Origin of the sequence: Leucobacter sp. CX87 (assembly GCF_018682295.1) — a bacterium.
Lineage (GTDB): Bacteria > Actinomycetota > Actinomycetes > Actinomycetales > Microbacteriaceae > Cx-87.
Window position 1 is genome coordinate 156,281 of record NZ_JAFIRI010000006.1, and the last position, 25,753, is coordinate 182,033.

At 59.1% G+C, this 25,753-nt stretch carries 14 protein-coding genes, 1 pseudogene and 1 riboswitch; of the genes and pseudogenes, 8 read left to right on the forward strand and 7 right to left on the reverse strand.

The genetic code is table 11. The features are described 5' to 3' along the window. Positions 1-32 precede the first annotated feature (32 nt). On the reverse strand, positions 33-1,619 hold the full coding sequence (locus KOE53_RS09995; protein ID WP_188058358.1) for an amidohydrolase: 1,587 nt from the start codon (positions 1,617-1,619) through the stop codon (positions 33-35). A 221-nt stretch (positions 1,620-1,840) separates the two neighbouring features. Here KOE53_RS09995 and KOE53_RS10000 point away from each other — a divergent pair, with 221 nt between their 5' ends. Together KOE53_RS10000 and KOE53_RS10005 are read left to right on the forward strand one after the other, a co-directional pair. Next, positions 1,841-2,797, forward strand: a complete 957-nt coding sequence (locus KOE53_RS10000) for a LysR family transcriptional regulator (protein ID WP_188058359.1) — start codon at positions 1,841-1,843, stop codon at positions 2,795-2,797. Continuing rightward, a complete protein-coding gene (locus KOE53_RS10005; protein ID WP_188058360.1) occupies positions 2,794-3,663 on the forward strand; it encodes a serine hydrolase in 870 nt (289 codons plus the stop codon). Before KOE53_RS10000 ends, KOE53_RS10005 begins: the two co-directional genes overlap by 4 nt. Before the next feature lie 139 nt (positions 3,664-3,802). On the opposite strand, the gene KOE53_RS10010 is transcribed toward KOE53_RS10005, so the two are convergent. Beyond that, on the reverse strand, positions 3,803-4,237 hold the full coding sequence (locus KOE53_RS10010; protein ID WP_188058361.1) for a hypothetical protein: 435 nt from the start codon (positions 4,235-4,237) through the stop codon (positions 3,803-3,805). 207 nt (positions 4,238-4,444) lie between these two features. After that, a riboswitch (SAM riboswitch) is annotated at positions 4,445-4,561 on the reverse strand. 89 nt (positions 4,562-4,650) lie between these two features. Between KOE53_RS10010 and KOE53_RS10015 the strand changes: the two genes are divergently transcribed. The 6 genes from KOE53_RS10015 to KOE53_RS10040 all read left to right on the forward strand — a co-directional run bounded on the left by KOE53_RS10015 (position 4,651) and on the right by KOE53_RS10040 (position 13,434). Next, the gene (locus KOE53_RS10015; protein ID WP_188058362.1) at positions 4,651-5,379 is read left to right on the forward strand and encodes a hypothetical protein; all 729 of its coding nucleotides are present in this window, start codon (positions 4,651-4,653) and stop codon (positions 5,377-5,379) included. 286 nt (positions 5,380-5,665) lie between these two features. Then, positions 5,666-6,214, forward strand: coding sequence for a serine hydrolase (locus tag KOE53_RS10020; RefSeq protein WP_353055632.1), 549 nt, complete (start codon positions 5,666-5,668; stop codon positions 6,212-6,214). Between the two features lie 230 nt (positions 6,215-6,444). Next, positions 6,445-6,762, forward strand: a complete 318-nt coding sequence (locus KOE53_RS10025) for a nucleotide pyrophosphohydrolase (RefSeq protein WP_188058363.1) — start codon at positions 6,445-6,447, stop codon at positions 6,760-6,762. Then, a complete protein-coding gene (locus KOE53_RS10030) occupies positions 6,740-8,470 on the forward strand; it encodes a DNA/RNA helicase domain-containing protein (protein ID WP_188058364.1) in 1,731 nt (576 codons plus the stop codon). Before KOE53_RS10025 ends, KOE53_RS10030 begins: the two co-directional genes overlap by 23 nt. 1,539 nt (positions 8,471-10,009) lie before the next feature. Further along, a complete protein-coding gene (locus KOE53_RS10035) occupies positions 10,010-11,455 on the forward strand; it encodes an ATP-binding protein (protein WP_188058365.1) in 1,446 nt (481 codons plus the stop codon). Then, the gene (locus KOE53_RS10040; protein WP_188058366.1) at positions 11,452-13,434 is read left to right on the forward strand and encodes a Druantia anti-phage system protein DruA; all 1,983 of its coding nucleotides are present in this window, start codon (positions 11,452-11,454) and stop codon (positions 13,432-13,434) included. Before KOE53_RS10035 ends, KOE53_RS10040 begins: the two co-directional genes overlap by 4 nt. On the opposite strand, the gene KOE53_RS13875 is transcribed toward KOE53_RS10040, so the two are convergent. The 5 genes and pseudogenes from KOE53_RS13875 to KOE53_RS13925 all read right to left on the reverse strand — a co-directional run bounded on the left by KOE53_RS13875 (position 13,421) and on the right by KOE53_RS13925 (position 25,739). Then, positions 13,421-14,653: a PD-(D/E)XK nuclease family protein gene (locus KOE53_RS13875; protein WP_188058367.1), complete on the reverse strand. Its 1,233-nt coding sequence runs from the start codon at positions 14,651-14,653 to the stop codon at positions 13,421-13,423. The genes KOE53_RS10040 and KOE53_RS13875 overlap by 14 nt on opposite strands. Continuing rightward, positions 14,650-20,199, reverse strand: coding sequence for a DEAD/DEAH box helicase family protein (locus tag KOE53_RS10050; RefSeq protein ID WP_188058368.1), 5,550 nt, complete (start codon positions 20,197-20,199; stop codon positions 14,650-14,652). The genes KOE53_RS13875 and KOE53_RS10050 overlap by 4 nt, the downstream gene beginning before the upstream one ends. After that, positions 20,196-21,062 (reverse strand): hypothetical protein, encoded by an 867-nt coding sequence (locus KOE53_RS10055; RefSeq protein WP_188058369.1) that lies wholly within the window; start codon positions 21,060-21,062, stop codon positions 20,196-20,198. The genes KOE53_RS10050 and KOE53_RS10055 overlap by 4 nt, the downstream gene beginning before the upstream one ends. Positions 21,063-21,283: 221 nt before the next feature. Beyond that, positions 21,284-24,136: a hypothetical protein gene (locus tag KOE53_RS10060; protein WP_188058370.1), complete on the reverse strand. Its 2,853-nt coding sequence runs from the start codon at positions 24,134-24,136 to the stop codon at positions 21,284-21,286. A 640-nt stretch (positions 24,137-24,776) separates the two neighbouring features. After that, positions 24,777-25,739: pseudogene (locus tag KOE53_RS13925) on the reverse strand (IS30 family transposase). Positions 25,740-25,753: the final 14 nt, after the last annotated feature.

Sequence of the window (25,753 nt, forward strand, 5' to 3'; positions counted from 1 at the left end):
GAATGACTGCGTGTGAAAACGACTGGGGTGCTTCAGGCGGTGTGGACGACGTCGCCGGCGACCGCCGTCAGGGCGACCGACAGCCCCGCGATTTCGCTGGGGTCGACGGCGTAGGGATCCTGCGAGAGCGCGACGAAGTCGGCGTGCGCACCGACCGCGAGCCGCCCGAATTCGGGGCCGAGGCCCGCCGCCCGCGCGGGCGCCGAGGTGAAGCCCCGCAGGGCCTCGGTCAGGCTGACGCGCTGCTCGGGCTCGCGCCCGCCGGGCGGCACGCCATCCCGCCGCATGCGGGTGACCGCGGCGTGCACGCCGAACAGCGGGTTCTCGGGTTCAACGGGGGCGTCCGAGCCGAACGCGACGAGCGCGCCCGCGTCGATGAGCGACCGCCACGGGTAGTGCGCGATGTCGCGGTCGCCGAGCAACTCGACGCTCAGCGGGAAGTCACTCGTGCAGTGAATGGGCTGCATCGAGGCGACGACGCCGAGTTCGGTAAAGCGCGGCACATCCGCCCAGTGCAGGTGCTGCGCGTGCTCGATGCGGTTCGTGAGGCCCGCGGCCCGGGTCTGCGCGTGCGCCCGCTCGTAGGCGTCGAGCACGAGGGTGTTCGCGCGGTCGCCGATGGCGTGGGTCGCGACCGCGATGCCGTGCGTTACGGCCCGGTCGACGAGCTCGCAGAGCTGGGCAAACGGGATCACCTCGATGCCCTGATTGCCCGGGTCACCCTCGAACGCGTGATGCAGGTGCGCGGTGTGCGAGCCGAGGGCGCCGTCCGAGAACAGCTTGACGGGGCCGGTCGTGATCCACTCGTCGCCGTCGCCCGTCCGGCGCCCCTCGCCGATAGCGAGGTCGAGCGCGTCCATCGAGAGGCCGAGGTGGGCGCGCAGGCCGAGCTCGCCGTCCTGCCGGAGGCGGGTGTACGCGGCGCGCACGTCCTCCCCCTCGAAGTTCGTGACGTGGGTGATGCCGGTGGCGAGCAGGCGCCGGTGCGCCTCGCGCAGGTACAGGTGCAGGTCCGCCGCGATCGCGGCCTCGGACAGCTCGCGAATCTCGTCCATCGCGCTCTCGAAAAGCAGGCCCGAGGGCTCGGTACCGCCGGCCTCGCGGGCAATGCGACCGCCGACAGGATCCCCGCTGCCCGCGGTGATGCCCGCGGCGCGCAGGCCGGCCGTGTTCGCCCACACCGAGTGGCCGTCGACGCTCGGCAGCGCCACGGGGCGGGCGCCGAAGATCTGGTCGAGGTGGTGGCGGGTCGGCTCGGGGCGACCCTGCCAGGCGTTTCGGTCCCAGCGCCCGCCGAGCACCCAGGTATCGCCGGGGTTCGCGGTCGCGTAGTCGCGCAGCACCCCGAGGGCGTCATCGAGGCTCGCGAGGCCGCGGAGGTCGGGCGCCCCAATCTCGCGGGCGAGATTGCCGGTGTGGATGTGGGCGTCGTGGAAGCCGGGCAGCACGACCTCGCCCGGCAGCTCGATCGTCTCGGTGCCGGGGGTGGCCCGGGCGGCGAGATCTACGGGGGTACCGAGGGCCGCGATGCGGCCGTCCGTGACGAGCATGGCGCCGTGCACCGACTCGCTCGCGTCGAGCGAGCGAATGTTCGGGTGGACGTACAGCACGCTTCGCATTAGCTTCCCTTACCGGTAGATGGCGGTGGCCGTCGCTTGCGAGCGGACCACTGTGTCGCCTTCAGGGTATGGCGGCGGCCGCGCGAAACGCTAGCGCCGGGGCACCGAGTGTGGCACCATCAGCGTAAGCAACGCTGTTGCTCGGTGCTTTCGCCCTACGGTGGGTGATGCTCGCCTATCTTGCCCACCCCATTCGCCCGCCCCAGAGACGTGGAGGCCGCATGCTCAACCCCTCGCACCTGCGCACGCTCGTCGTCGTGATCGAGCAGGGCTCGTTCGTCGCGGCCGCGAACCGCCTGGGGTACACGCCGTCGGCGGTGTCGCAGCAGATGGCGGCGCTCGAGGCGAGCGCCGGTGTCGCCCTCTTCGAGCGCACGGCCAGAAGCGTGCGGCCGACGGTCGCGGCGCAGCTCATGGCGCAGCGCTCGACCACGGTGCTCGCCGAGCTCGAGGCGATCCAGGAGGCGGTGAACGCGGCAAAGAGCGCGTCGGGCGAGAGCGTCGAGGAGCTGCGGCTGAGCGTCTATCCCAGCCTCGTGCACGCGCTCAGCCCATTCCTGGCCCAGCTCACGGGGGCCGACGGGCACAGCTCGCGGCTGCGGCTCAGCGTGCGCGACCCGTCGCTCAGTGTGAAGGCGCTCGTCGACGGGGAGGACATCGACGTGTCGGTCGTCTACCGCGTCGAAAACACGGGGCTCAGCTGGCCCAAGACGCTGCAGAGCGTGGCGGTCGGCGAGGATCCCTATCTCTTCGTCGTGCCGCGCTCGTGGGGGCTGCACCACTCGCCGCAGGTCCCGGTCGAGGCGCTCGCCGGCCGGCCGTGGGTGCTGCACCACACCGGGTCTAGCGACAGCGTGATCATCGAGAGCCTGTTCGCCGCACACGGGCTGCGCCCGCAGATCGTGGCGCGGGCCGACGACTTCGCGGTGTCGCTGCGGCTCGCGGGCTCGGGCATCGCGGGGGCGTACGTGCCGCGGGCGGCGCTGAACGCTGTGCCGGCCGATGCCGTGGTGCTGAACGTGCCCGACGTACATCTGTCGCGCAGCGTCTGGGCGCTCGTCGCCCCTACCGCGCCCCACCTGCTGACACAATCGCTGCTGCAAGTGCTGCGCGAGATCCATCGGGCGGACGCGCCGCCGGCGCCCACCCCACCCACCGAGAGCAAGGGAGCTCCATGACCATCGCATTCACCGAGGAAAACGGCACTCAGTGGTCGGTGCTCGTCACCGACATCGACACGGGCGAGGTACTGCTCTCGCAGACCCCCGACCGGGTACTCGACACAGCGAGCGTCGGCAAGATCTTCCTGCTGCACAAGCTGCTCACCGAGGTCGACGCGGGCACCCGGTCACTCGAAGAGATGGTGACGCGGCGCCCGGTCGAGCACATGGACGAGTCGGGCATCTGGCACCTGCTGCAGACGAGCACGCTGCCGCTGCACGACATCGCGGCGTTCATCGGGGCGTTCAGCGACAACGCCGCGACGAACACGCTCTGCCGCGTGCTGGGCCTGCCCGCCGTGCAGCAACATACGCGAGATCTCGGCTACACCGAGTCGGCGCTCGACGACGTGGTGCGCTGGCCTATCCCGCCGGGCAAGCCGTCAACGCTGTCGCACGCGAACGCGACAGAGCTGGTGCGCTTCGTCTCGCGGCTGGCGCTTGAGCAGGATCTCTCCCCTGCGTCGTCCGACCTGATGCAACGCTGGCTCGGCGCCGGCATGGACCTCTCGATGGTGGCCTCGGCGTTCAACCTCGACCCGCTCGCCCACTACACGTTCGACCGCGACATCTGGCTCTGGAACAAGACGGGCACGATCTCGAATGTGCGTGCCGATATTGGCCTGGTGATGGGGCGCAAGCGGCGGATCGCCTACGCCGTGCTCGCGAACTGGGATTCGGGGGCCGACGGGCGGGACGCGGTGTTGGCGGGGATGCGAGAGGTTGGGGAAACCCTTCGGCATTCTTTTCGGCTCTCTCCAAGCACAAGTGACACGACGTTGCCCACAGCACTCAGCAGTAGCGTCCCTCACCTACGCTCTTGACGATGATCACCACGGGCTGGCGCCCTGGGAGTGAAGCATTGGAGGTGAGCTCGAATTTCGGCGCGGGTCGGACGGCTGACTGCGACCGATCCGCTTCCGTCGATGGAAGGGTCGGCCGCCGCCATGAACGAGTCGTCAGTTACTTGTGCATCACATCTGCGTCGCTAAAGGTCGGCGCACACAGTGCTTCTTTGTGCTGGCGATATGCCCTGGGAGTGAGCCCAAGTTCTTCAAGAGCACGCGCCCGTTCTGGGTATCCAAAGACTTCCGGCAGACCGCCTGCTTCGAGCTGCATCATCGACCGAATCCGCAGTTCAGACCCCGGATGGACGAAGCCACGCGGCTCGCACTGAAAGAAATTCCAGCACCACGCGGTCGCGTCCGATTGGGTGAAACCTGCCCACCGCCCTTCAGTAATAGCCTTGCCTGCATCCATTGACATGTACGCTGCTTCGATCTTCTCCCGGCCGAGGCTACGCCGCTGCTCAGCAGCGAGCGCCCTAGCTTGCTTGGCTTCATATTCATACTGTCGCTCAGCTTCAGCAATCCGAGCGCGGAGCTGTTCAACCGTCAACTGCTCAGCGTCACCCGTTCGAGAGACGAAGGACACCGGCTCATGCCGATGCAAGACATCGATGCCGCGATCGCCTCTACCGCGAGGGTTGGCTGTCATGCCGGGTGAGCTAGGTCGAAGCCCTAGGTGTTCCCACCAAAAAACTTCACTGTCACGCAAGGAACTTGAAATGGACATCTTCAGACGCCCCTCTCTGGGGCAGAGCCCCATCGAATCTTGCACCACGATATTTCGTGGGCCCGTTCTTCCCCTGGGACACCCGGGAATCGATGGATTCGGGTTGTCGCGTAACCGGCCAGGTACCTACGGCTACGACTCTTGAACGTGTAATCGAAACTATCACACCGTCTCGATAAATTTCCAAGGATAGGCTCACAAGCACTTATGACCGAAATTAGTCTGAAAGGTAATCCATGCCAGAGGAAGAGACAAATGCGCAGAGCTTCCTTAACGCCTTCGCCGACGTTGAAGAAGAGCTCGCCCGGCAGCAAAATAGACGACTGCCCAACAATAGGTGGGACAGATTTGTCGAACTTGTCGACGACTCTGATGCTCTAATCCCCCAGCAAAAAGATGCGCTGAAGGCTTTCGGCAAACTTCGGAACGCCATCGTGCATAGCCGCTATCGCCACAACCAGCCGATCGCGGACCCCAGGGATGACACGGTCGAGGCCATTGAGAAGCTTCGCCTCCTCGTGCTCCGCCCTCCACTCCTCGTCGACGCACTTGTCGACCGTGGCAAGCCGCGGGTTCTGTCATCAGAAGACGACATCAAGGAGTTCCTTGGTCTCGTGTCGGATAGCAACTTCTCCCAGACCCCAGTTAGCACCGACAGCGGCCACATGTTGATCACCACCAACGCTGTTGCGCGATGGTTCGCACATAGCCTGCTGCAATACGGCGGCATTGTTGAGACAGCAACAGTCGGTCATGTCCTTGGCTATGCGGAGCTAGGTGACAGACTTCAGAAGGTCAACCCCTTAACCACTACAGTGCAAGCAATCAATATATTCTCCGGCGGATCTTCCGAGAGAATTGAGCCCCCATCCGCACTACTCGTGATGGGTCTACCTGGTCAGCCGCCCCAGCGTCTCTGCTCCCGCACTGATCTAACCAGCCTCTACGCTCAACTTGGCAATTAGCCGCGCACCCTCGTTGTGACCCCTAGCGATTACCACAATTACTTAGCTTCGGAGAGGCGGTTTCGAAAATCGCGACCGAAGCGGATCTATTGCGCAGCGCTGGGGCCTATCCGCTTCGCTCCGCGCTCATGCGACAGCACACATATCTGGGGCGGCTGCGCGAGAATCATCGCGCAAACTCGCTTGAGGAGCAGACCAACACCAAAGGGACCTCCCGACCATCGCATTCACCGAAGCGCATGGAACCCATTGGTCGGCGCTCGTCACCGACATTGACACGGGCGAGGTGCTGCTGTCGCAGACCCCAGGCCGGGTGCTCGACACGGCGAGCGTCGGCAAAATCTTCCTGCTGCACAAGCTGCTCACCGAGGTCGACGCGGGCACGCGGTCGCTCGAAGAGATGGTGACGCGGCGCCCGGTCGAGCACATGGACGAGTCGGGTATCTGGCACCTGCTGCAGACGAACACGCTGCCGCTGTACGACATCGCGGCGTTCATCGGGGCGTTCAGCGACAACGCAGCGACGAACACGCTGTGCTGCGTGCTCGGCTTGCCCGCCGTGCAGCAGCACACACTCGACCCTGGCTACTCGTCATCTGCTTTGGAAGACGTCGTCCGCGGGCCGATACCCCCGGGCAAGTCGGCCACGCAGTCGCATACGAATGCGAATGCGAATGCGACCGAGCTGGTCTGGCTTCGTCTCGCGTCTGCCTCACGAGCAGGATCTCTCTCCCGCGTCGTCCGACTTGTTCCGGCGCTGGCTGGGTGCCGGCATGGACATGTCGATGGTCGCCTCGGCATTCAACCTCGACTCGCTCGCCCGCTAAGCCTTTGACCGCGACGTCTGGCCGTGGAACACAGACGGGCACGAACTCGAACGTCCGCGCCGATGTGGGCCTGGTGATGAGCCGCGACCGGAGAGTCGCCTACTCAGTAATCGCGAACCGGGAATCGGGGGCCGATAGGCGGGATGCGGTGTTTGCTGGGATGCGGGAGGTTGGGGAATTCATGCAAAGGAACTTTGCATAGTGGCAACACGCGCAATGCGCCTGATAGCTTGAAAGTATGCAGAGTACGCCAGTGAGAGAGACGCTCCGTCAGTTCGTTCAGGAACGCGAGTGGGAGCAATTTCACACTCCGGAGAATCTTGCCAAGAGCATCAGCATCGAATCAGCGGAACTCCTCGAGTGTTTCCAATGGAACGATGCGGATCTCGACGCGGCCAAGTACGAGCTCGCTGACGTGCTGACCTATTGTTTTCTCCTCGCAGATCGGCTTGGTCTCGACCCGGAATCCATAGTCCTGGAGAAACTCGCAATAACTCGAAAGAAGTACGCGGTAAATAAGGCTCGAGGTCGAAGTGTCAAGTACGACAAGCTTTAGGCTCGAAAGCCTTCGCTTCAAGCAAGACGACATACGGGTCTGGGGAGCTGCTGATCCCAGTCATCGAAACTGGCCTGTCGTTTATGTATTGAATAGCGGCAATGAGGTGTACGTCGGCGAGTCCCTCAATGCAGCCGGCAGAATTCGCCAGCATCTCGATTCTGAGGCCAAGCGCCAGTTAAAATGGGTTCGAGTCATTCTCGATCCGACTTTTAACAAATCTGTTTGTCTCGACCTGGAGTCGTACCTCATTCGCATGTTTTCCGGCGATGGAAAGCTTCGTGTACTCAATAACAACGCTGGTATCACCGATGCGAACTACTTCGACAAGAGTGGCTACCAGAGCGTCTTCGAGGAGGTCTTCGAGACGCTGCGGCTTAACGAGGGCCTCTTTCAGAGATCCGTTCCTGAAATCATCAACAGCGACCTCTTCAAGCTTTCTCCCTTCAAAGCACTGAATCACGATCAAGCGGTCGCCGTAGAAGACATTTTGGAGGGTCTGTTCGAAGACCTGGCGAACGACAAACCAAGCTTCTCAATCGTTCAGGGCGCACCGGGAACTGGCAAGACTGTCGTCGCGATCTACCTGCTCAAACTTCTCGAAGACATCCGGACTCACGATCCTATTGACCCGATCGATGACGATTCCCTCTTCAGCGACTTCTTTGCTGCAGGCCACCCGGAGCTACTCAAAACGCTTCGAATCGGAATAGTTGTTCCTCAGCAGTCGCTTCGCGAGTCAATTGCTCGCGTCTTCAAACTCACGCCTGGACTGCACCGAGAAATGGTCCTCACCCCGTTCCAAGTCGGCGAGAGTGACGAGCCGTTCGATCTCCTCCTCGTTGACGAAGCTCACCGTCTAAACCATCGAGCGAATCAGGCCTCAGGTCCTCAGAACAAGAAGTTCGGAGAAATCAACCAGCGGCTTTTCGGTGAAGACAATCTCGCACTGACTCAACTCGACTGGATTCGCAAGCAGAGCAAGCACGTCATCTTGATGCTTGACACCGGGCAAAGCGTTAGGCCCGCAGATCTTCCCGGACAGCTAACGGCCACGTTACTTCACGAGGCCACTGCCACTGGCAGAAAGTATCCGCTTGAGTCCCAAATGAGAGTCGCCGCGGGTCAGGACTACGTCGGATACATCCGATCAGTCTTGAGCGACAACCCTCCTGAAAAGCCCACGAAATTCGATGGTTACGATCTTCGTTTCTTTGACGATATCGGCGAGATGCGACAGGAGATTCTTCTACGGGACAAAGAGCATGGACTCTCGCGGCTCGTCGCGGGATACGCGTGGGAATGGCGAAGCCGGAACGACAAGAGCGAATTCGACATTGAAATCGATGGCGAAAGACTCCGCTGGAATTCCACGCAGAAGGATTGGATAAACTCTGCTGGGTCTGAAGATGAGGTTGGGTCCATCCACACTGTGCAGGGCTACGACCTGAACTACGCCGGAGTGATCATTGGGAATGATCTTCACTTCGACTCCACTCTCGGACAAACAGTATTCAATCGAGCCGAATATCATGACAAGAAGGGTCGCGAGAACAACAAGAAGCTCGAGATCACATATTCAGATCACGATTTGCGGCGCTTTGTGCAAAACATCTATTCGGTACTACTCACACGCGGAATACTTGGCACTTATGTCTACGTGTGCAATGACCAGCTTCGCAAGCACCTTCGCGTATATTTTAAATAGATGCTAAGTTAGCCCTCAGGCATCTCGTTCCTGACAGGTCTAGCATTCGTGGAGATCTCCAGAAATCCATCGATATTGCCGACCTAAGGAATGAGTTCGTATTTCCGCAATGGGCCCTTCTTGTTGAGGCATAAGCACGGACGGAGCCTCGTTTCATTGCTTTGACCGTCGCGAAAGGGCGCCTCACAAGTAAGAATTTTCACTTTGGCAAGAATAACGTCGGGAGTTTACTTCTTAGTGCCAGGACGAAGATGTGGAGCTAGTCACCACTACAGGCAGGGCAACTGCCACCGTCGTACAGGAACTCAGAATCAACGAGGTCTCGCTGGACCATTGAGTGCCGCCTTTCGAGACCGGCTACGAGATCGAACCAGTCGAGGGGCGGAGCCCGAGCGGCTCGAGTTGCTGCGACTTCGGAAAGAGGACGCTGAACTGAAGATGGACTGGGCATTCTTGAACGGAGCATCCGGCTTCTTCATGTAGGAAGCATTGGATACGAACTTCATGCATTCAAACCGAGGCTTGCCGAGAAGACCACCTTCACCATCAAGGTCTGACATCTCGCAGTCTCTAACTCGGGATACTGCGCCTGAAGTGACCGTGAAATGCCGTCGGTGGCGATCTAGCGGGTACGCATCGAGCAATAGATTCGCCTACATCCACAGCGATTCCGACAAGGCCTACTGGGTTCAACGGATCCGCTCCGATCTGCGCGTGTACGACGAGATCATCTCCAGCAAGACTGTTGCCACGAGCATGAAAGGCCAAGGATTGATGGGGGCTTGCCTGAAGAAGTGAAAGGCCATCATCACCAGCACCCACGCCGATGCTTACCTGGTGGCCGCAGTGAAACAGCAGTGCGAAACCAGGACGCTATACCAGGTCTGGGGTCGGAGACTTCACCTTTCTGCGGACATGGAAAGGCGGAGTTCATCTCGCCAGCGTCATCGACTCCCGCTGGCGCCGCGTCAGCGAATAGGCCACTGTCGAGCGCATGCGTACTGCCCAATCCAGTCCGCCTTGACGACGACGATCGCGCTAGTCGGGTACCGCCCGGCGACGTTATGTTCTACGGCAGCCGCGGCAGGCGAAAGCCTTCCGCGTAGATCGCCGATTTTGCGGTAGAAAATGGCATCGCCGGGTCGATGGAACACTCCGGAACCGACTGGGAATTCAAAAAGACGGAGAGCTTCTTCGTGGCATTGAAAGAGGAATTTTACTACCGATACGACTGCCCCACCCGTACCCGTGCGATCTGTGACTGTCCCTCGTAGATCGAGGACCGCAGCAACCGCAGCCCACTGGACTCCTCGACCAGGGCTGTTACCTCCAGAATTCTGTAGATGCAGCACCCGTTACAGTCCGATGAGATCCAACTCGACCCAGGCCCGTATTCAATCAACTCGACCAAATCCAATAGGCCGCGCATCGACGCATTTCTCCAGGGAACCCACAGGACACACCGTTTCAAAGCAACCGCTGCGCCCACCTGAGCAGCTACTCTTGGGGAGTTAGCGAACCTAGCAGAACGGAGTCCGAATGGCGACGCGTCCACAACACGCGGGCGATCTCATTGTGTCGTCCAACTTCATTAGAGCGGCGCGCGAGGCCGGATACGTCAGCGTCTCTACTGCCCTTTCCGAATTGATCGACAACGCACTCGAGGCTCAAGCCAGCGACATCTCAGTGTCTATCAGCCGCTCAGCATCAAATGGCATGCCACAGATAGAGGTCGAAGACAACGGAATAGGGATGAACGCGACCGAGCTAAGCGATTGCCTGCGGTTTGGCGGGTCCTCTCGCTTCGGCGGCAAGGAGTCATTCGGACGGTTCGGAATGGGTCTCCCCTCAGCGTCGCTCAGCCAGACACGCAATATCCAAGTAACTGCCTGGATGCAGGACTCCGCCGCACTGACCGTATCTCTTGATGTCGATCAAATCGTCGCTGGGCAACCGGTGGATTTGACGCCTCGTCCGGGAGCAGGCGGTGTCACGGAATCAGGCTGTCGGATCGCCTGGCAGGACTGTGATCGAATCGAGTACCAACGTTTGGCGTGGCTCGAGCGAGCCCTCCACCGCGATCTCGGTCAGATCTATCGACGCTTTCTCAACACTCAGATTCGCCTCACCATCAACGGCACAGTCGTGGAACCAATCGATCCAACCCTTCTCACGACGGAGCTCAACGGTAGCAGTGCACTATTAGCATTTGAGCCGCTCAAATTCGAAGTCGCGGCAGGTCCCCTCAACACTGGGTTCGTCACGGTTCGCTTCTCGATTCTTCCGGTCAGCAGTTGGCATTCACTCGACAGCGTTACGAAGCGTCGAGTGGGCATTGTTGGCCATGGCGGAGTTTCGATTCTTCGTGCCGGGCGAGAAGTCGCCAGCGGCTGGCATTTCATGGGTGGCAAACGAAAGGAAAACTACGATGATTGGTGGCGGTGCGAGGTTGAGTTTGATCCCATTCTCGACGAGCAGTTCGGTATCACCATCAACAAGCAAGGCATTCGCCCGTCCCGCGCTTTGCGCGAGGCATTGGAACCAGACCTTGAGTCCATCGCGCGCATGCTAAATAGTCGCGTCCGGCAATCCTTCGAGGACGCAAAATTCAACTCCGCCGCGGCCAAATCATGTAGCATCGCCGAATCGGCCGATGCAGACCTGCCAATTCTGCAGGGAAATGGAAAGACCACCGGCCCTATACGATACGAAATCCGCTCGGCACCATTGCCGCTCGACTTAATGTTTGAGACAAGTCTCAGCTCTCAAACGCTGACGATCGTTCTGAACGTTGACCATCCAGGGTTCAGCGCTCTCTATAAGCCGCTACAAGAAATGCAGGAACAGCGATCGTCCGAACTGCGCACCGCAGTTGAACTCTTGATAATCTCTTATGCACGTGCCACTTTCCAGGTCGGCAACAGTGGCGACGATGTTCATCGAGCATGGAGCACAACATACGGACGGATGCTCCAGCGGTCATGACGAAAAGCCCCAAGTACATTCCGCTCGGCTTGCCGCCGGAGGCTAAGCGTTCTGAGCGGTTGGCCTTCGCGCGGTTATGTTCCTACCTCGCGAACCTCGATTCAGTTGAGCCCGGGTCCGCTCTCGACCACGACCAGTGCGCCGAAGGCGCAAAACTCGGCCAACTCTACGAGCGCCCAATTTTGGCTGCTGCCGCCCACACGCTAATCGATCTCGTGGATCAGGGCTGGATCATCACAGCCGAACGGCTAGGTCCAATGTTGAGCCCCCCTGTGGTGAGTGGCAACAAAGATGCGGAGAAGACTCGCGTCCGGCGCCAAGAGCATGTGCGGCGCGATGAACAGCTTCGAAAGCCGAGCGTTCGCCTCTTCATCGAAGGCATGGAACGAACACGCCAGCATGAAAGTGATTCGGTCTCGATCTTCAACCTGATGCGGGACGGCCGGGAACTCGCGGAATCACTGGCATCAACTGATGACCCATGTTCGGTCATCAAACCCTATGTTCAGATTGTCGACGGCTCGACCTGCGAGCTCACAGGTTTTCGACTGCATGACATCTGGCGATATTTTCGGCACACTTGGTCGAATTCTTATTCGACTGTGCCCGGCCGGTCGATGCCGATACTTGTTCGTGACGCCGCCACCAAGCACCATACGGTCATTGGGCTCGCCGCCATCTCTAGTCCGGTCGTACAGATCGCCGAGCGGGACTCTTGGATTGGTTGGGATACCGACACCTTCCTCGCAGACCTTGATGTGAACCCGACTGAGAAGGCCGGCCGGTGGCTCGCAGATCGCATCAAAACACAGATCAACGAGATCTACATTGACGATCTAGTACAAGCAGGGATAGTTGAGCCAGGTGGGAGAAGTAGCGATACTTCCGCAACCGTCGCTCGTCTCCGGGCCGATGCAGAGCGATACCGTCAGAAGCATCACCGCGGCAGCACTATTCGCGTAGCGCGCAATATTGATAAGGGCGCGTGGGTCGAGCGTGCTGAGTCCCACTTGTTCCGCAGCAAGCGCTCAGCAGTCCTTGCTGATCTGCTTGAGATAGTCGGCAGCGCAGGTAAGTACTTCACCGAGCAGCCAACAGCACTCGAGGGACTCAAACTCGCACTCAAAGATCCGAAAGCTAGATCGCAGATTCGGCGAGTGATTCGTCGAGCTCGCGGGGAACGAGTTGGAACGGTAGTCGCGGATTTGACGGTCTGCGGCGCCGTCGCTCCGTATAACGCTCTCGCCGCCGGCAAACTTGTCGGCGCTCTCGCCGTATCACCAAGGGTGCTATCCGCCTACCGCGCTAAGTACGCGCGTCCCAGCGAGATTGCCTCGGCCATGGCCGGCCGTGCGATCGAGCGTGAGTCTCGGCTTTCACTTATCAGCACAACCTCGCTATATGGGAGCGGGTCCAGCCAGTACAACCGTTTGTTCTGGCCAACCACGGTGATGGGCGGAGAGAACGAGAAAAAGATGGGCTTCCTAGAGTTGGGCCGTTCGCGATCATTCGGCACATCTCATTTTTCCAATGAGACCGTGAACGCTCTTGTGCGGGCCTCTCAAATCAGCGGCTCTTCCGTCCGTGTCAACGGCATCTTCGGTGAAGGCGTAAGCCCTCGACTACGCAAGGTTCGGCTGGGGCTAGCTGCACTGGGTTGGCCCGCAAATGACCTCCTTAAACACGGCCGCGAACGTATTCTCTACGGTGTACCACTCGTCGAGAATTTGCGGGACTACTCGATTGGGCTCGATACCGAGCCGGAGTACCTAATCGACTCCGATCTGAACGATGCCGACGAACGGGTCTCTGCGTGGTGGCTAGAGCGATGGGCGACGAAGCGAGCGGCACAACCTGCGGTGCAGGATTCGATGCGGGCGAATCATCTCGTACGACCGGTTCGTCACGGCGCGCGCGTCCAACTGCCGCTAGAAGAGGAATCAGATTGGATCAATCCGGTAAACGTCACGGGAGACTAGTCGCGCCCTCACCCCGCACTACGAATATCTCAGACGAGACCGTAAGGGTCGCAACAATCGTCTGAACCTCAGGATCATCGTCCCGGCGGATACTGAGAAGGCGAAGGCGCTGTCCTTCCGCGATCGTCGTTTGCATCGATGTAGTTCTGAGCAGCAAAGTTGGTTTTAATGTGGAAGGATTCAACATCCACCAACTTTTAACACCGTTCCGGGAGCCGACTATCCCCTCGAAATCGAACCACGAGCCAGGCGATATCCCTAGTGGATTTTCGGTCATCGTTGCCCAATAGGCTGCGCAGATGCTTCGCACTGGACAGCGCAGGCAGTGCGTTCCAGTAGTTGCAACCGGGATTCTCGCCTGCAATCGTTCATCTGCCTCGCGCACCCTTTCCTTGATCAACTCGCTCAGGGCGTCCAGATCAGGCTGATCGGGAGCCTCAATCGTGACATCTGCGTTTGGATAGGCAACGGTCAGTTTCCCAAGCGGTGTCTGACGGACGTTAGCGACTTTGTCTTGTCCCCACAGTGCACCGTAGAAACGCAGTTGATCAAGATGACTGGGATCTTCGGCCCCGGTCTTATAGTCAACGATCTCGACGCACTCGGGAGTGATGGTCAGGAGGTCCAGACGGCCTTTGATTCGAACGCCCTCCGCTTGGAGAGAAACCTCTGCGTAGCTTCCTGGCCCAAGCGCCCGGCGCTCCCTCCAACGAGTCGACGTAGCCGCTCGCGCGCGCCGCGGCACCAAGGTCATCCGGCTAAGGTGGCCTTGAACTTCGCTCCGCACCTCCGGGATACGGTCCACGAGCTGACGTTGGAGTTGCTCCCGGCGGGCTGCGCTCAGCCTTGGGTTTCCTTCCAAGCCCTGCAACCGTCGGTGCAGCACGTCCGTAACGACTGCTGAATAACCGCCAACCTGCCGAAGGGCCGACACTGCTTCAGGCGAGCTTGAGGAGGTACACCCTGCCGCCACAAGTATCCGAACGATCTGTTCAAGAGCATCATGGACGACGTCACCAAAGATCGCAGAGGCGCTGGGTCTCCGCGGGTACCCGTATCCGTTCCAAAGCCCTGGATAGTTCGCGGTGGCCAGCGAATACCGAAGCGTGCAGGTTTCGACTTCCTTCAATCCAGAGTAAGTCCAATGCGTGGGAGGGTCGGACAGCACAGCGACGGCGCTCTCCACGCTTGTGTCGAGAGTTCGCTGCCCAATGTTCATGACAGCATTCTGATGACGGAATTCGTGGCGAACGGCAGATTACGTGCGATCACCATGTCGTCAATGAGCGGCACTTGCAGTCCACCAAACTCTTTCGCATCGAACAGCTCCTGCGTCGGAGGTACATCCAAGGTCAGAGGCCCGTGCACGCCGATGATCCACTGCAGTCCAGCGCGAGTCGCCAGGATAGGAGCAACGACGGGGCCGAGCCCCGGGACCTCTACGATTTCGTTTCGTTGGAACAGGGTGCCCGGAATATCTCGGCTCCTCAAATCCGCGAAGAGCTTGTCCGCTGACGATTCCAGTCTTATTTGGTCGAGGATTGGCACTTCGCCAAACAAGAGATATCGCAGCAGGCTTGCTCCTACCTTCCTGTCCATCAAGCCATGCTCGAATCGGTTCCGAAAGCTGCGCAGGCACTGGTAACAAGATTCATCACAGCCGGCAGGACAGTGTTCCAGCCGCTTAAGCGCGTCCTCGAAAATTTCCATCCCAAACTCCTGCACACGTCGAGTGAAGCCGGCCCCTCCCGCGAGCGTGTCATATAGGTATATCTCTGCCTCTTCGCCTTTATGCCCAAGCGGAGTCAACGCTGGCCGGTACTCGGCTTGTATTTCAGATGCCTCAATGCCCAGTTTCTGTGTCGCTGCGATCGTGAGCGCCTCAGCGATCGTACGCAAGGCGACGTGAGTTGATAGCCATTCCGGGCGAAGCCGAACCGGAGCATCGACTCGTAACCGAACGAGCAGCACGTCCGATTTAAAGTCAGTGCCTAGCACCAGCCCACGAGAGGAACGGGACCCGGGGCAGTCTTGGTTCTTATCGTCTGGGAACGGCTTCTTATGCGAACCGAAGACTTCGCCGCTGGCGTTCTTGACAGGCTCAATGAGGCCGCACATGGTGCAATAGTTATAGCCCTCATTGCCCGGCCCAGTGTTGGTGACAAGTAGCGTGGAGCGCTGATACACCTGCGACACTCGCTTACCTACATCCTGCCATTTACTCTCTTCGCCGGGGCCTTCAGCGACGAGCTTTGCCCTCGTGGCAAAGCTCACAGCGGGCGCGTCATCCGGGCTTGTGCCGGGATCGTTCGTCGATCGATGCGCGAATCCCGGTGGCCGCATCCAGTTCATCGCTTTTCCAAACGACTCTGGGGTTCCACACGCTGGGCATTCGCGTTCTTCGCCACGCTCTGCTTCAGTTGGCTCCACATGCATGGCATAGTGACAGACCGAGCATTCGAAGTAGAGCCAACGTTCTTGCCAGGCCTTGAAACGATCAGCCTGCATCGGCGAATAGATCGCGCCTGATGTCCATTCTTTGTTGTCGATCCAGACAACCTTGCCGGGGGCGTACTGACTCAACGCGACGTTCAGGCCCTGGCTCGGAGTGTACTGATAAGCCACATTGAATCGCTCAGACTTGTTGACGTCGAAGACATGGAAAGAGACGACATCGGTCGGGAATGCGTATCGTGGAAGGACGCCTTCGTAGAGCAGCCGATCGAGCAAGTTTGTCTGGCGTCGCTCCTGCCCAGGCAATTCGGCTCCGTCCTCCGCTGGTCCAATTACTTCGGCTCCTTTTTCCAGCCGGGCAAGGTCCTCCGATTCGGAGCCAAGCGCGTCACCGTCTGCGCCGATCTTTAGCGCTCGGTCGAGTTCCATAAGGGTAGTTGCAACAAAAGTATCGAGGATATCGTCTCGGACGGCAAGGAGTTCAGACGGGAGCCAGCCATCGATCTCTGATTGAAGCGCGGTCTCGTTTTTTCTCAGCCATTCCTCGAAATCAGTTCGGTTGAGGGCCGAGCTCGTTCCCACAAAGCCACGAACGCTGCCGAGAACCTCGAACAATTGTTTCTGATCTTCAGGATCAATGTTGGGGAGACGATCTTGGTGGTACCGCTGCAACAGATACGCCGTGACGTGCCTGCGAGCAATCTCGTCATTATCCAGCGTCAAGCGAGGATCCTCGACCCTGCCGCGGATCATTGCGGCCGGATTGCGGAAGTACTGGTCGTCGTGTGTATCAGCGCTTCCGAACGCGACGACAGTCGCAACGGCATTGCCACGCCGTCCCGCACGGCCAGCCCGCTGCTGGTAGTTTGCGCGCGACGGTGGCATATTGCGAAGGGCGACGCCACTCAGGCTGCCGATATCGATGCCCACCTCCATCGTCGTCGTGCATGAGAGCACATCTACAGCCGGTTGTTGCTCGTCATCCTGTCCCGGCAGAGCGACGTCGATATCCTGGAAGAGAAGCTCATACTGTTCCGCCCGAGAGAAGACTTCGTCCGACTGGGCAGCATTCAACTGGGCGGTGTGCTCTCGCGCGATGATTCCCATCGGTGTCTCAGGCGGTTCCTGTAGTGCGCGGGCGGCACTCGCGCGGTAGTAGCCTTTGCGTGCTTGGAAGGTCGAGTCCGTATTGGGATCCAGGGTCCGAACCCCGTTCTTTCGGCAGTTGACGCACTTCGACGACCCAGGGAACGGACGCTGCGTATAGCGGCAGTGCTCGCAGTATCCCCATTCATCTGAGATGTCGAACGCAATGTTTCCTGCAAGCAGCCGATATTTGCCGCCGATCGGCTCGCAAAAGGTGCTGAGCAAATTCGGAAGCCACCCGTCGTTGAACTGCTTTCTGATCGGCCTTGTGTCGAGCCATTTGGCGAAATTGTCAAACTTTCCGGCGTGTGGGTGAACGCCGCCTTTGGCTTTCCACCATTCTCCTTCCTGCATCGACGGGAACCAGATGCCTTTACTTGACCAGAACCCTAGCCACATTCGGGCAAGTGCAAGCTTCTCGTCGTCCGTTGTGGCTAGGCCATCGATGTCGGGAAGCTTAGCGAGAAGGCCATCGCGCTTGTCGCCCTTCTCACGAAGCGATGCCAATCCAAGCGAAGAGAGCCCGTAGTACTTATCGGTGAGTGTCGTGTACATCGCGCGAAGTAGCGATATTGGGGGCACAGGCTGAAGCATCATTAGCTTCATTAGTTCCGAAGTCTTACCAGTGAGAGCACCAGCGGCGATCTTCGTCGCCACATCTTCCATGGACTTCATTGACTCAGTGGCCCTCAATTCCGGGCGCAATCGAGCTTTCAACCTGATAGCCCCGACCATCGTGGCGAGGAACATATGCTGTAAATTGAGCTCGTCCCGGATCGGCGCCTGCGCATCAAGATCAGCCCATCCGCGAAGGATGAGTGGTCGGATCACATCACGCATCGAGTAGTCCTGCAGGTTAGGCGCGAGCCGGGCCGCTACTTGCCGCGAATCCGAGAACGCGAGAACCTTTCGACCGCGAAGTGGTGCGAACTCACTGTATTCGCGGCTGGGAGGCTGCACCTGGATCTGCCTGGTGACCAGCGCCTGAAACGGCTGGTCGCCTTTCGTCTGATGGTCTTGCACTGAAGAGCGTCCGTATCCTGCTGAACGCTCGCAAACGCCACAGGGCTTGAACTCACCATTAGCGGTTGCTTGCTCGTGCTCGTCATCATCTCCTTCAGTGGTAATTGACTGACCCCCTCGAAGCTCGGGCAGATAGACGGAGCGTACTCGTTCGCCAAGCTTCTTCGGGTTCAGCGCCCCAGTGACGAGATCAAGATCGGCAAGCGTCGACACGATCGCGGGGCGCTCAAGCAAAAGGTCGAGTGCGAATAGCTCGGGGATGGAGCCTGCCGCAGCTTGGAACGCGCCGCCCTGCTCATGCCATAAATACATTGGCTCAATCAGATCGTCGGTATAAGCACGTGCGTAAGAAGAGCCGCAGTGACGACAGGTGAAATATTCAAAGACGCGAGCACCGCATGCGCAAGTGGAACGCGGCTGGTGGTAAAGCTTTCCGATTGGTCCGGTGCCGCGAACGTCGGCCTCCAGAGCGTTGCAGTCTGTGTCCAGACACGCCCATAGTCCAGCTAGCCCGCGAAAGAACCCATGTACACGACATGGCAACAGACCGGGCTCATCGGGCCGTTGCCGGGCGGCGCTGCTAAGTGCCAGCAAGGTTGATACAGCCTTGTCCGCAGTGGGCCCATCGACATCAGGGAATATCTGTATTCCCAACTCGCTGACTGGCTGGGCTTTCTGCATCGTCTCATTGACGAGAAGCGCCAATGGCTCGAAATCGTGCAGCGCGTCATATAGCAGTTCTCCAACGGGCCGGTCGGTTCGTTCCACTTCGCGATATTCAAGCAAGTCGCTTATTGCGAGTGTTTTGTCCGCCTCTGAATCCGCGTCGTAGTAGTCACCGATTGGTAGCGCCGCGAGCAGTGCAGCGTCTGCGTTCGTTCCCTTCCCGGCGGGTTCACGGAGCTTGAGCTCACCTTCAACAGTGCGAAAGTCAGCTATGTCTTTGCCGCTGAGTTGGGCCGCGAACTCGCGCGCGTACTCGGCGCTCGCAAAACTCGCACTTGTTGTAATGATCTGAAGACGATCCGGCTCAATACCAAGGCGTGCACGTAGTCGACGCAGCAGAAGCGCGACTTCGGCACCAGCAGCGCCTCGGTACAGGTGTGCTTCGTCGACAATGAGCATAAAACGCTCACCCGGGTTGTCCGCCAACCACTTGCGAGTCTCGTCGAAGACGGGACGTTCGAGCGGCCGCATGAGCATGTACTCCAACATTGAATAGTTGGTGATGATCACATCTGGCGGCGATGCCAGCACCTCGTGCCGGGTAAGAAGTTCTGGGTCATTGGGCTGCATGACCGCCCGAATGAAGTTGCCGGACGGGTCTTGCCAGCGGCTTTGCTTCTCCCCATACCAACTCTTGATATCGGGCTTGGCAGGCCACTTTCCTCTGGTTTTGAGCTTGTCGATCAGTTCGATGGCCTCCAAATGGAACTTCGCTTTCGGATTTTCGGCGCGGTCTTGGAGCAGCACATAGAAATCTTCGATTGAGCCCAGGCGACGCTGATCACGTTCACGTGTCCGAACCCCGGGATACAGTGTCCGGCTCGTGTATCGTGCGAATCGCGCCGGCCGTCCAGCCCAAGCGTTGAACTGTGTCGTCACTCGAGGGTCCCCGAGTAGACGTCGGAGACGACCCAACTGATCGTTGACGAGCGCGTTCATCGGGTAGAGAATCATCGCCCGGACGGCAGGCGCCGCAAATGATTGGGGGCTGTGAGCTGCCTCAGTGGCAAGTTTCGCCAGCATCGGAAGCAAAAATGACTCCGTCTTGCCGGAACCAGTACCAGTCGTGACTGCCAGGCTCGAGCCATCGCGGCACGCCCACTCAAGGGCATTCGCTTGATGCGTGTAGGGCGGATCGAAGAGAAGTGGATCGAGAGTACCGACCTGTTGTGTAAGTGCCGCAAAGAGTTGTTGCACGCTAGCATCAAGTTGAAGGTCCGCAAACTTTCGTTCGGTTCTATACCGCGGAGTGCTCTCGATGAATGGTTCGCGGAAGATCACGCCTTCCTCTTCGAGGAGTTGGCGACGCTGGTTGATGACCATGGGATGCCCGACGTGGTAAGTCGCCTCGATGTAGTCTCGCAGAGCTTTTTGGATGTGCTCAATCGTCTCGGCAATTGTGAGTGCTTCGGTCATCTCGACGTTCCTTCCAAGGACAGTGTTTCCATCCAGAGCATGTCGGTGAGTAGCTGTTTCAAATCAGGCAGTGCGCCAGCCGGAACCCGGTATGCAAACAGTGCACCCTGCGTTTCAAGCGCTAGCCCCACCAATTGGAGATAGCGCTCGGCGAATCCTGGGACTGGGGAGAAGAATTTCACGATTACCGCATTCCCTGAGCCGATAGTTTCGATAGCGAAGCGCTGGGGTGCGCCTCGCACCGCGTCGATCGCCAGCTGAAGGCGCCAGGCTTCATCCCGACCGGGAACCACCGGATTGTCAACTGGGAATTCGACCAACTTTGTAGGAGACCCTTCTACGAGACGCACGGCGCACCAGAGATCTGCGCCATAGGCCTGCGGGCGACGTGCCACGAAATCTCCTGTATCGCCAGGCTTCGGTGCTCGCCAGCGGCCTCGGTAGTAGCGCACTTTGGTACGCGGATCGAGGACTTGCAGCCCCTCGATATTGCCAGAAGCCGAAGCCGCTCCTATGCGATCTTTGATCCGCGCGAGCAACGATTCAGGACCTTCGGCGCGCGGCTTCGACACCCACCGATCTCTGTCCACTCGACCTAACCCTGCATCCGCCAACCGACCCGGTGCATCTACGTCGTCAAGGTGAATTGTCCGAGTGTGGCGCTCGCGTTCCACAAGCGGCGCCAGATCGAAATCAACCAATGCCACACCGTATGGACGCACTCCAAAGATTAAGTAGGTTCCGGGTTCCTTCTCGATGTAGCTCGGCGGCCCGAGATATAGTAGTCGAAATGACCGGTCCTCTTCGCGGCGTAACTCGATAAGATCTCCAGCACCCACCAGACGGTCGAGTAGGTCGACCAAGTCTTCTCGAGTAATTTTGTCCTCACTGGCAAACGGACGTACAGCTCCCAGAACCGCGCCTACAATTCGGCTGGGGCTGGCTGGGCACAAGAATGACGCAGCGCGTCTCAGCGACGCAGAAAGCCCTTCGTTGCTGGTTAGGCCAACCGACTCCGAGTCGAGACCTAGAATTCGAACGGACAATGCTGACGCTTCTGCAGCGCTCAAACTTGAGATTTCCATCAGAACCCCCTTCCGATCGATTCAGAGTTGTTGAGTGCACGGGTCCCGAGCACCGCGAACCGTGCTGCTCGAAAAAGCACCGGAGAGTCGATGATGCGACCAAGCAGAAGGCTGCGAACTCCCTCCGACCAGGTAACGACCTGACCGGGTCGTCCGGCGAATGTGAGCAGGAAGCGAGCGGCTGAGGGTTTGTCCCTGATCCCGTTCTCAACCAAATTCGGAGCGATTAATTCATCGAACCCTTGAATAAGTGAGAGCGGATCCGACCACCGGTAGAGATTTCGACCGATTTCTGTCGCTAGCAACCTATGCTCAGTTGAGATGCCAAGTGAGTCGCGCATCTCTTCTAGATAGTCCGCGGGCTCGTCTGCGCGGGCAATCTTGCGCTCAAGGGCGGCCCAGTGGGAACCGCCAATCAGACTGGAGTTCGCACGGGCAATTGCCTCTAGAACTTCGAGTTGCTCGTGTGCGGCAAATACGTCTGCCGGTAATTCCGCGCTTGCCCACATGTGATGCGCCTGAACGTATTTCATAACACCAAGCGTTGACTTTTCAACTACAGGTACGAAGGGCCGTGATCCGCCCATCGAGAGAACGGCGCTTGGGTCGGTCGGACCAACGACGCTGAGCTCGAAGTCGCCGGATACTGTGCGCAATAATCCGCCACGAGCTTTGAGTGCCACAGCCTCTGTAGGCGGGCAGTCAATCCCTTGAAGAGGGGCTTCGGCTGGGAAGTAGGTAACACTTGTGTTGCCTCCATCAGTTCTGTCATGAAGTCTTGCAGCCCATGCGTGGTCACGGTCCGGCTTGACGAACTGCCATCGAAGCGCCTGGAATCCTCGTTCAAAGGTCAACGAGGCCAGGCCAACTCCGTCGCGGTGGACTTCGACGAGGCATGACTCTGCGTTGTCATAAGCTCCGCCGAAAGCGCGCTCGGCTCGAATGTCCTTCGCGAGCGTTGCCCATTCGTCAGGCCCGATCGGAAGCACGACCCTTCGGCGAACAACCGCAAGCTCACTGCCTTGGTCGCTTCGGAGCCTTACAACTATCGCTGCCTGAACTCCCGGAGCACATTCGACAGTGATCGTAGCTCGACGATCCCAGAGCTCGGCCAGTGTCGGTCGGGCGGGCGATGCCAACATGCGGATGCCCTCACCGATCGTCGCATTTTCGGGGCGAACTTGCGGATCTCGTATCGTTATTGAAAGGGCACCCTTTGACAGCTCACGATCATCAGCACCAATCACAGTAACGAGAGCCTCGTGCGCTCCAACCGCCAGTCCGTCAAGGGAAAAGATCGCGTCAGAGAGGCCGTCTGGCCAGGCAAGAAATTTCGCGCTTCCGTCGACGTTTACGAGGTAACGTGCTGGAATTTGATCGGATCGAATTCCGATGATTGCTGGTTCTCCTGCGAGCCATTCTGCGGCACCTTCACCGTCCCACGCGCTTGCGACAATGCCGACCGGCCGAACGGTAACTGTAGATAGCGTTGACAAGCCGAGCGGCACGAGGGCAATTGCATCATCCGCGGTTATCTGTTCAGGTACATCGAGTCGATAAGCGCTTGCTCCAAGGACGCGTATCGTTGCGGGCTCACCCCACGTTATCGTGGGCGACAACTTGTCGACGGCACTGACGAGAATGTAGCTATGGCCGGGGCGGATGAATCGCCCCTTAACTTCGATAGCAAGACCCGATTCTTGGATACGATACAGCCACGAGGGCCCGTTCGTCATGATGCTTTGGTCTGTGAGAATAGCGTTAACTGCGCTTGAGCCACCCTCGAGTTGCACAAAAGGTCCCAGAGGGTCCGGCCAAGATTCGAACTGCACTTTCTGCCCGGAGAAGACCAATGCCCCTCTAGGAAGCGGGCCTTTCCCGCCTGACACGATTGGGCGGAGCATCCGGAGTTCGTCATAAACATATGGGAGACGCTCGCTCAGTGATGTCATGTCGGGGAGCTCCGCGTAGGCATTCCATGCGCCATCGAGCTGACGCAAGAAGAACTTGGGGTCAGCGGGTGACGGCTTCCGCGCCGCTAGCTGCGCAACTCTGTTCAACGGCTCATTAGTTGTAAAGCCACTCGCACGAACCCTACTCGCAGCATGCCTCGCTGAAGTGAGCCACTGACGAGATTCGCGTTCTAGTGAGAGCCCTTCAACCAATCGATCGAGCGTCGACTTCACAAGGTACGGCGACTCTTCATCCTCGCCGGAGAGCAGCGCAGCAGCAACTCTGCCTAGAAGTGCGGTGTTCTGGCAGAAGATTCTAAATCGGTCACTATATAGATGGGAGCGGACAGCCAAACGCTCGCCGAACTCGTCGAGATCATCGAGAAGCGCCGAAGTAAGCCCCGCCCGAAATTCATAAAGCAGTTGAGCGAGTTGACGTTGCAGGTAGGTGGGCAATACTGCGTGACTGATGGGCCATGCAATTATTGTGAAGGCTTTCGCAAAGGCACCTTTGGGTACGACTCCACCATATTCTTCCGCAAACTTCGTAAACCACTGTTTTATCCAATGGCGCTGATCAGGCCGCCAGCCCGGCGTGGACCTTTCAAAGCTGGTCCAATATTCGTCGCCGACGTAGTCGTAGCCCGACTCGGCAGCGTAAACGACAAACGGTAACCAGGAAGCCCGATGCTGAGCGGTAAAGCCGCCACTGACTGCCGCAAGTACGCTAGCCTCGAGCAATTCATAGTCCGCCTGATCAAGATCATGTTCAAGGGCGAATACTGGAGACGTTGTCTCTAGGGCTTTGCGGCGCTCACTGAGCTCAGCGAATTGCCTGTGCAGCTTGCCCTGCAGGTAAGCCAAAACTTCGACCAAGCCGCTGGGCTGCGCGACCGACATCAACTAATCACCGTCCTAGCGGGTCGAAGCGGCCGGAAATTGCAATGTATCTCATCATCGAGCAGACCTGCGACATCCTGAAATAATTGCCGCACCCCGGAAACGGGCCAAAGTCTAGCGAGCCCTGACGCGCAGTACACCCTACAGAACTGCTGGCTCCCCAATTGAGGCAAAATCGTGTGAGAAAAATACGGACCAAGTCTGCGACGCACGAGATCGTCCTGATCCGGTTGCACGCCGAGGCGCGCCCCACTCGCGTGCAACCTCGCCCGAAACCTGCTGAGGGCGGTAGAAGCCAGATCGCACGGGCAGCCAACGTAGCGGCGCAGTCTCCTCTGCGCTAGGACCAACCCGTCGGTCAATGACCACTGGTTCAACATATTCCTCCTCGGAGCTGAACCCAAAGCTCAGTGACTGAGCTAACACTTTTCTCCTCTAGGCCACATATGTGACCACGTTTGCAACTCTATCGAAGAGCTATCAAGAAGCATCCGGTTTGGCCCTATCGTTTTGAGACAGAGGATGCCTGTCATATCGAAAAGGGCAGCCACCGATTCACATGCCTTTAAGCCGGCAAGCCATGAAATCGAGGGGAGGCCGCCGCCCATACTGTTGAATTCAGGCGAGCGAGGGGGCAGTGTCAATCTGTGGAAGTAACAAGGAGCCGGTCGAGAGCCGGTCGCGGTGCGAGGAACCTGAGGTTCGCTCTTGGCCAATCGTTCATCTCGTCCGTGATCGCGGTCAAATACGGCTGATGCCCAGCGATTGGTGTTCTCGTTCGTTCCGCACTCCCCCGGGCTTCCAGGATGCGCGAAGTAGACCGGCATACGTGTCGCGAGCGTGAGCGCTGCATGCCCGGCCATGTCGGTTCCCTGGTTCCACTTAATCGATCCACACATCGTCTCGAGCAACCCGACCCCGTGCTCGATCACGGTGTCCGTCACACAAGCATTTCCTTTGCCCTCGGGTAGGGCCAGGAGCATCAGGAATATGGTCGTGCGCTCCACGAGCGTGACCGCGGCGGACTGCCCGCGTGCCCCGAGAAAGAGATCGCCTTCCCAGTTCCCGGGAACCCGTCGGTCATCGACACTAGCCGGCCGGTCATCAATTGACTCCATGCCCACGATCGGCGCGCCCCACTCCCCCGCGGGTTTCCGTGCTTTGCGGTGGGTGCGCTTGGAACGCAACATGATGCCGTGCTGAGCGAGCTCGCCCTCGGGAAGTGAGTAAACGTATTGAAAGATCGCTTCTTTTGACACGGTACGACCTTCACGTCAGGGGAACCGCTCTTAGTGTCCTCCGCGGCCTCGCGCCGCAACCGGCCGGCGATCTGACGCGGAGTATGCGAGCGCGAAAGGTCCGCAAGCACCCGGGTCATGAGCACGGGGTCGGTGGCAAGCTTGCGTGGGTGGGGTCTGCTTCTGCGACGTTCAGCGTTGCAGCCAGCGGTCAGGATCTTGTAGCCGCGCGTCTTCGTTTGGTTCCGGCGGATCTCACGCGACACGACTGATGGTGACCTGCCGATTCCTTCCGCGATCTTCCATACCGTCAGTTTGGCTATCAAGCCCGCACTGATCTCGACACGGTCGTGTTTGGTGAGCATGCGACGTTGCAACG

Excerpts from the sequence above, each read along its gene's own strand:
- KOE53_RS09995 (WP_188058358.1), bottom strand. The coding sequence starts at position 1,619 with ATGCGAAGCGTGCTGTACGTCCACCCGAACATTCGCTCGCTCGACGCG.
- KOE53_RS10000 (WP_188058359.1), top strand. The coding sequence starts at position 1,841 with ATGCTCAACCCCTCGCACCTGCGCACGCTCGTCGTCGTGATCGAGCAG.
- KOE53_RS10005 (WP_188058360.1), top strand. The coding sequence starts at position 2,794 with ATGACCATCGCATTCACCGAGGAAAACGGCACTCAGTGGTCGGTGCTC.
- KOE53_RS10015 (WP_188058362.1), top strand. The coding sequence starts at position 4,651 with ATGCCAGAGGAAGAGACAAATGCGCAGAGCTTCCTTAACGCCTTCGCC.
- KOE53_RS10025 (WP_188058363.1), top strand. The coding sequence starts at position 6,445 with ATGCAGAGTACGCCAGTGAGAGAGACGCTCCGTCAGTTCGTTCAGGAA.
- KOE53_RS10035 (WP_188058365.1), top strand. The coding sequence starts at position 10,010 with ATGGCGACGCGTCCACAACACGCGGGCGATCTCATTGTGTCGTCCAAC.
- KOE53_RS10040 (WP_188058366.1), top strand. The coding sequence starts at position 11,452 with ATGACGAAAAGCCCCAAGTACATTCCGCTCGGCTTGCCGCCGGAGGCT.
- KOE53_RS13875 (WP_188058367.1), bottom strand. The coding sequence starts at position 14,653 with ATGAACATTGGGCAGCGAACTCTCGACACAAGCGTGGAGAGCGCCGTC.
- KOE53_RS10050 (WP_188058368.1), bottom strand. The coding sequence starts at position 20,199 with ATGACCGAAGCACTCACAATTGCCGAGACGATTGAGCACATCCAAAAA.
- KOE53_RS10060 (WP_188058370.1), bottom strand. The coding sequence starts at position 24,136 with ATGTCGGTCGCGCAGCCCAGCGGCTTGGTCGAAGTTTTGGCTTACCTG.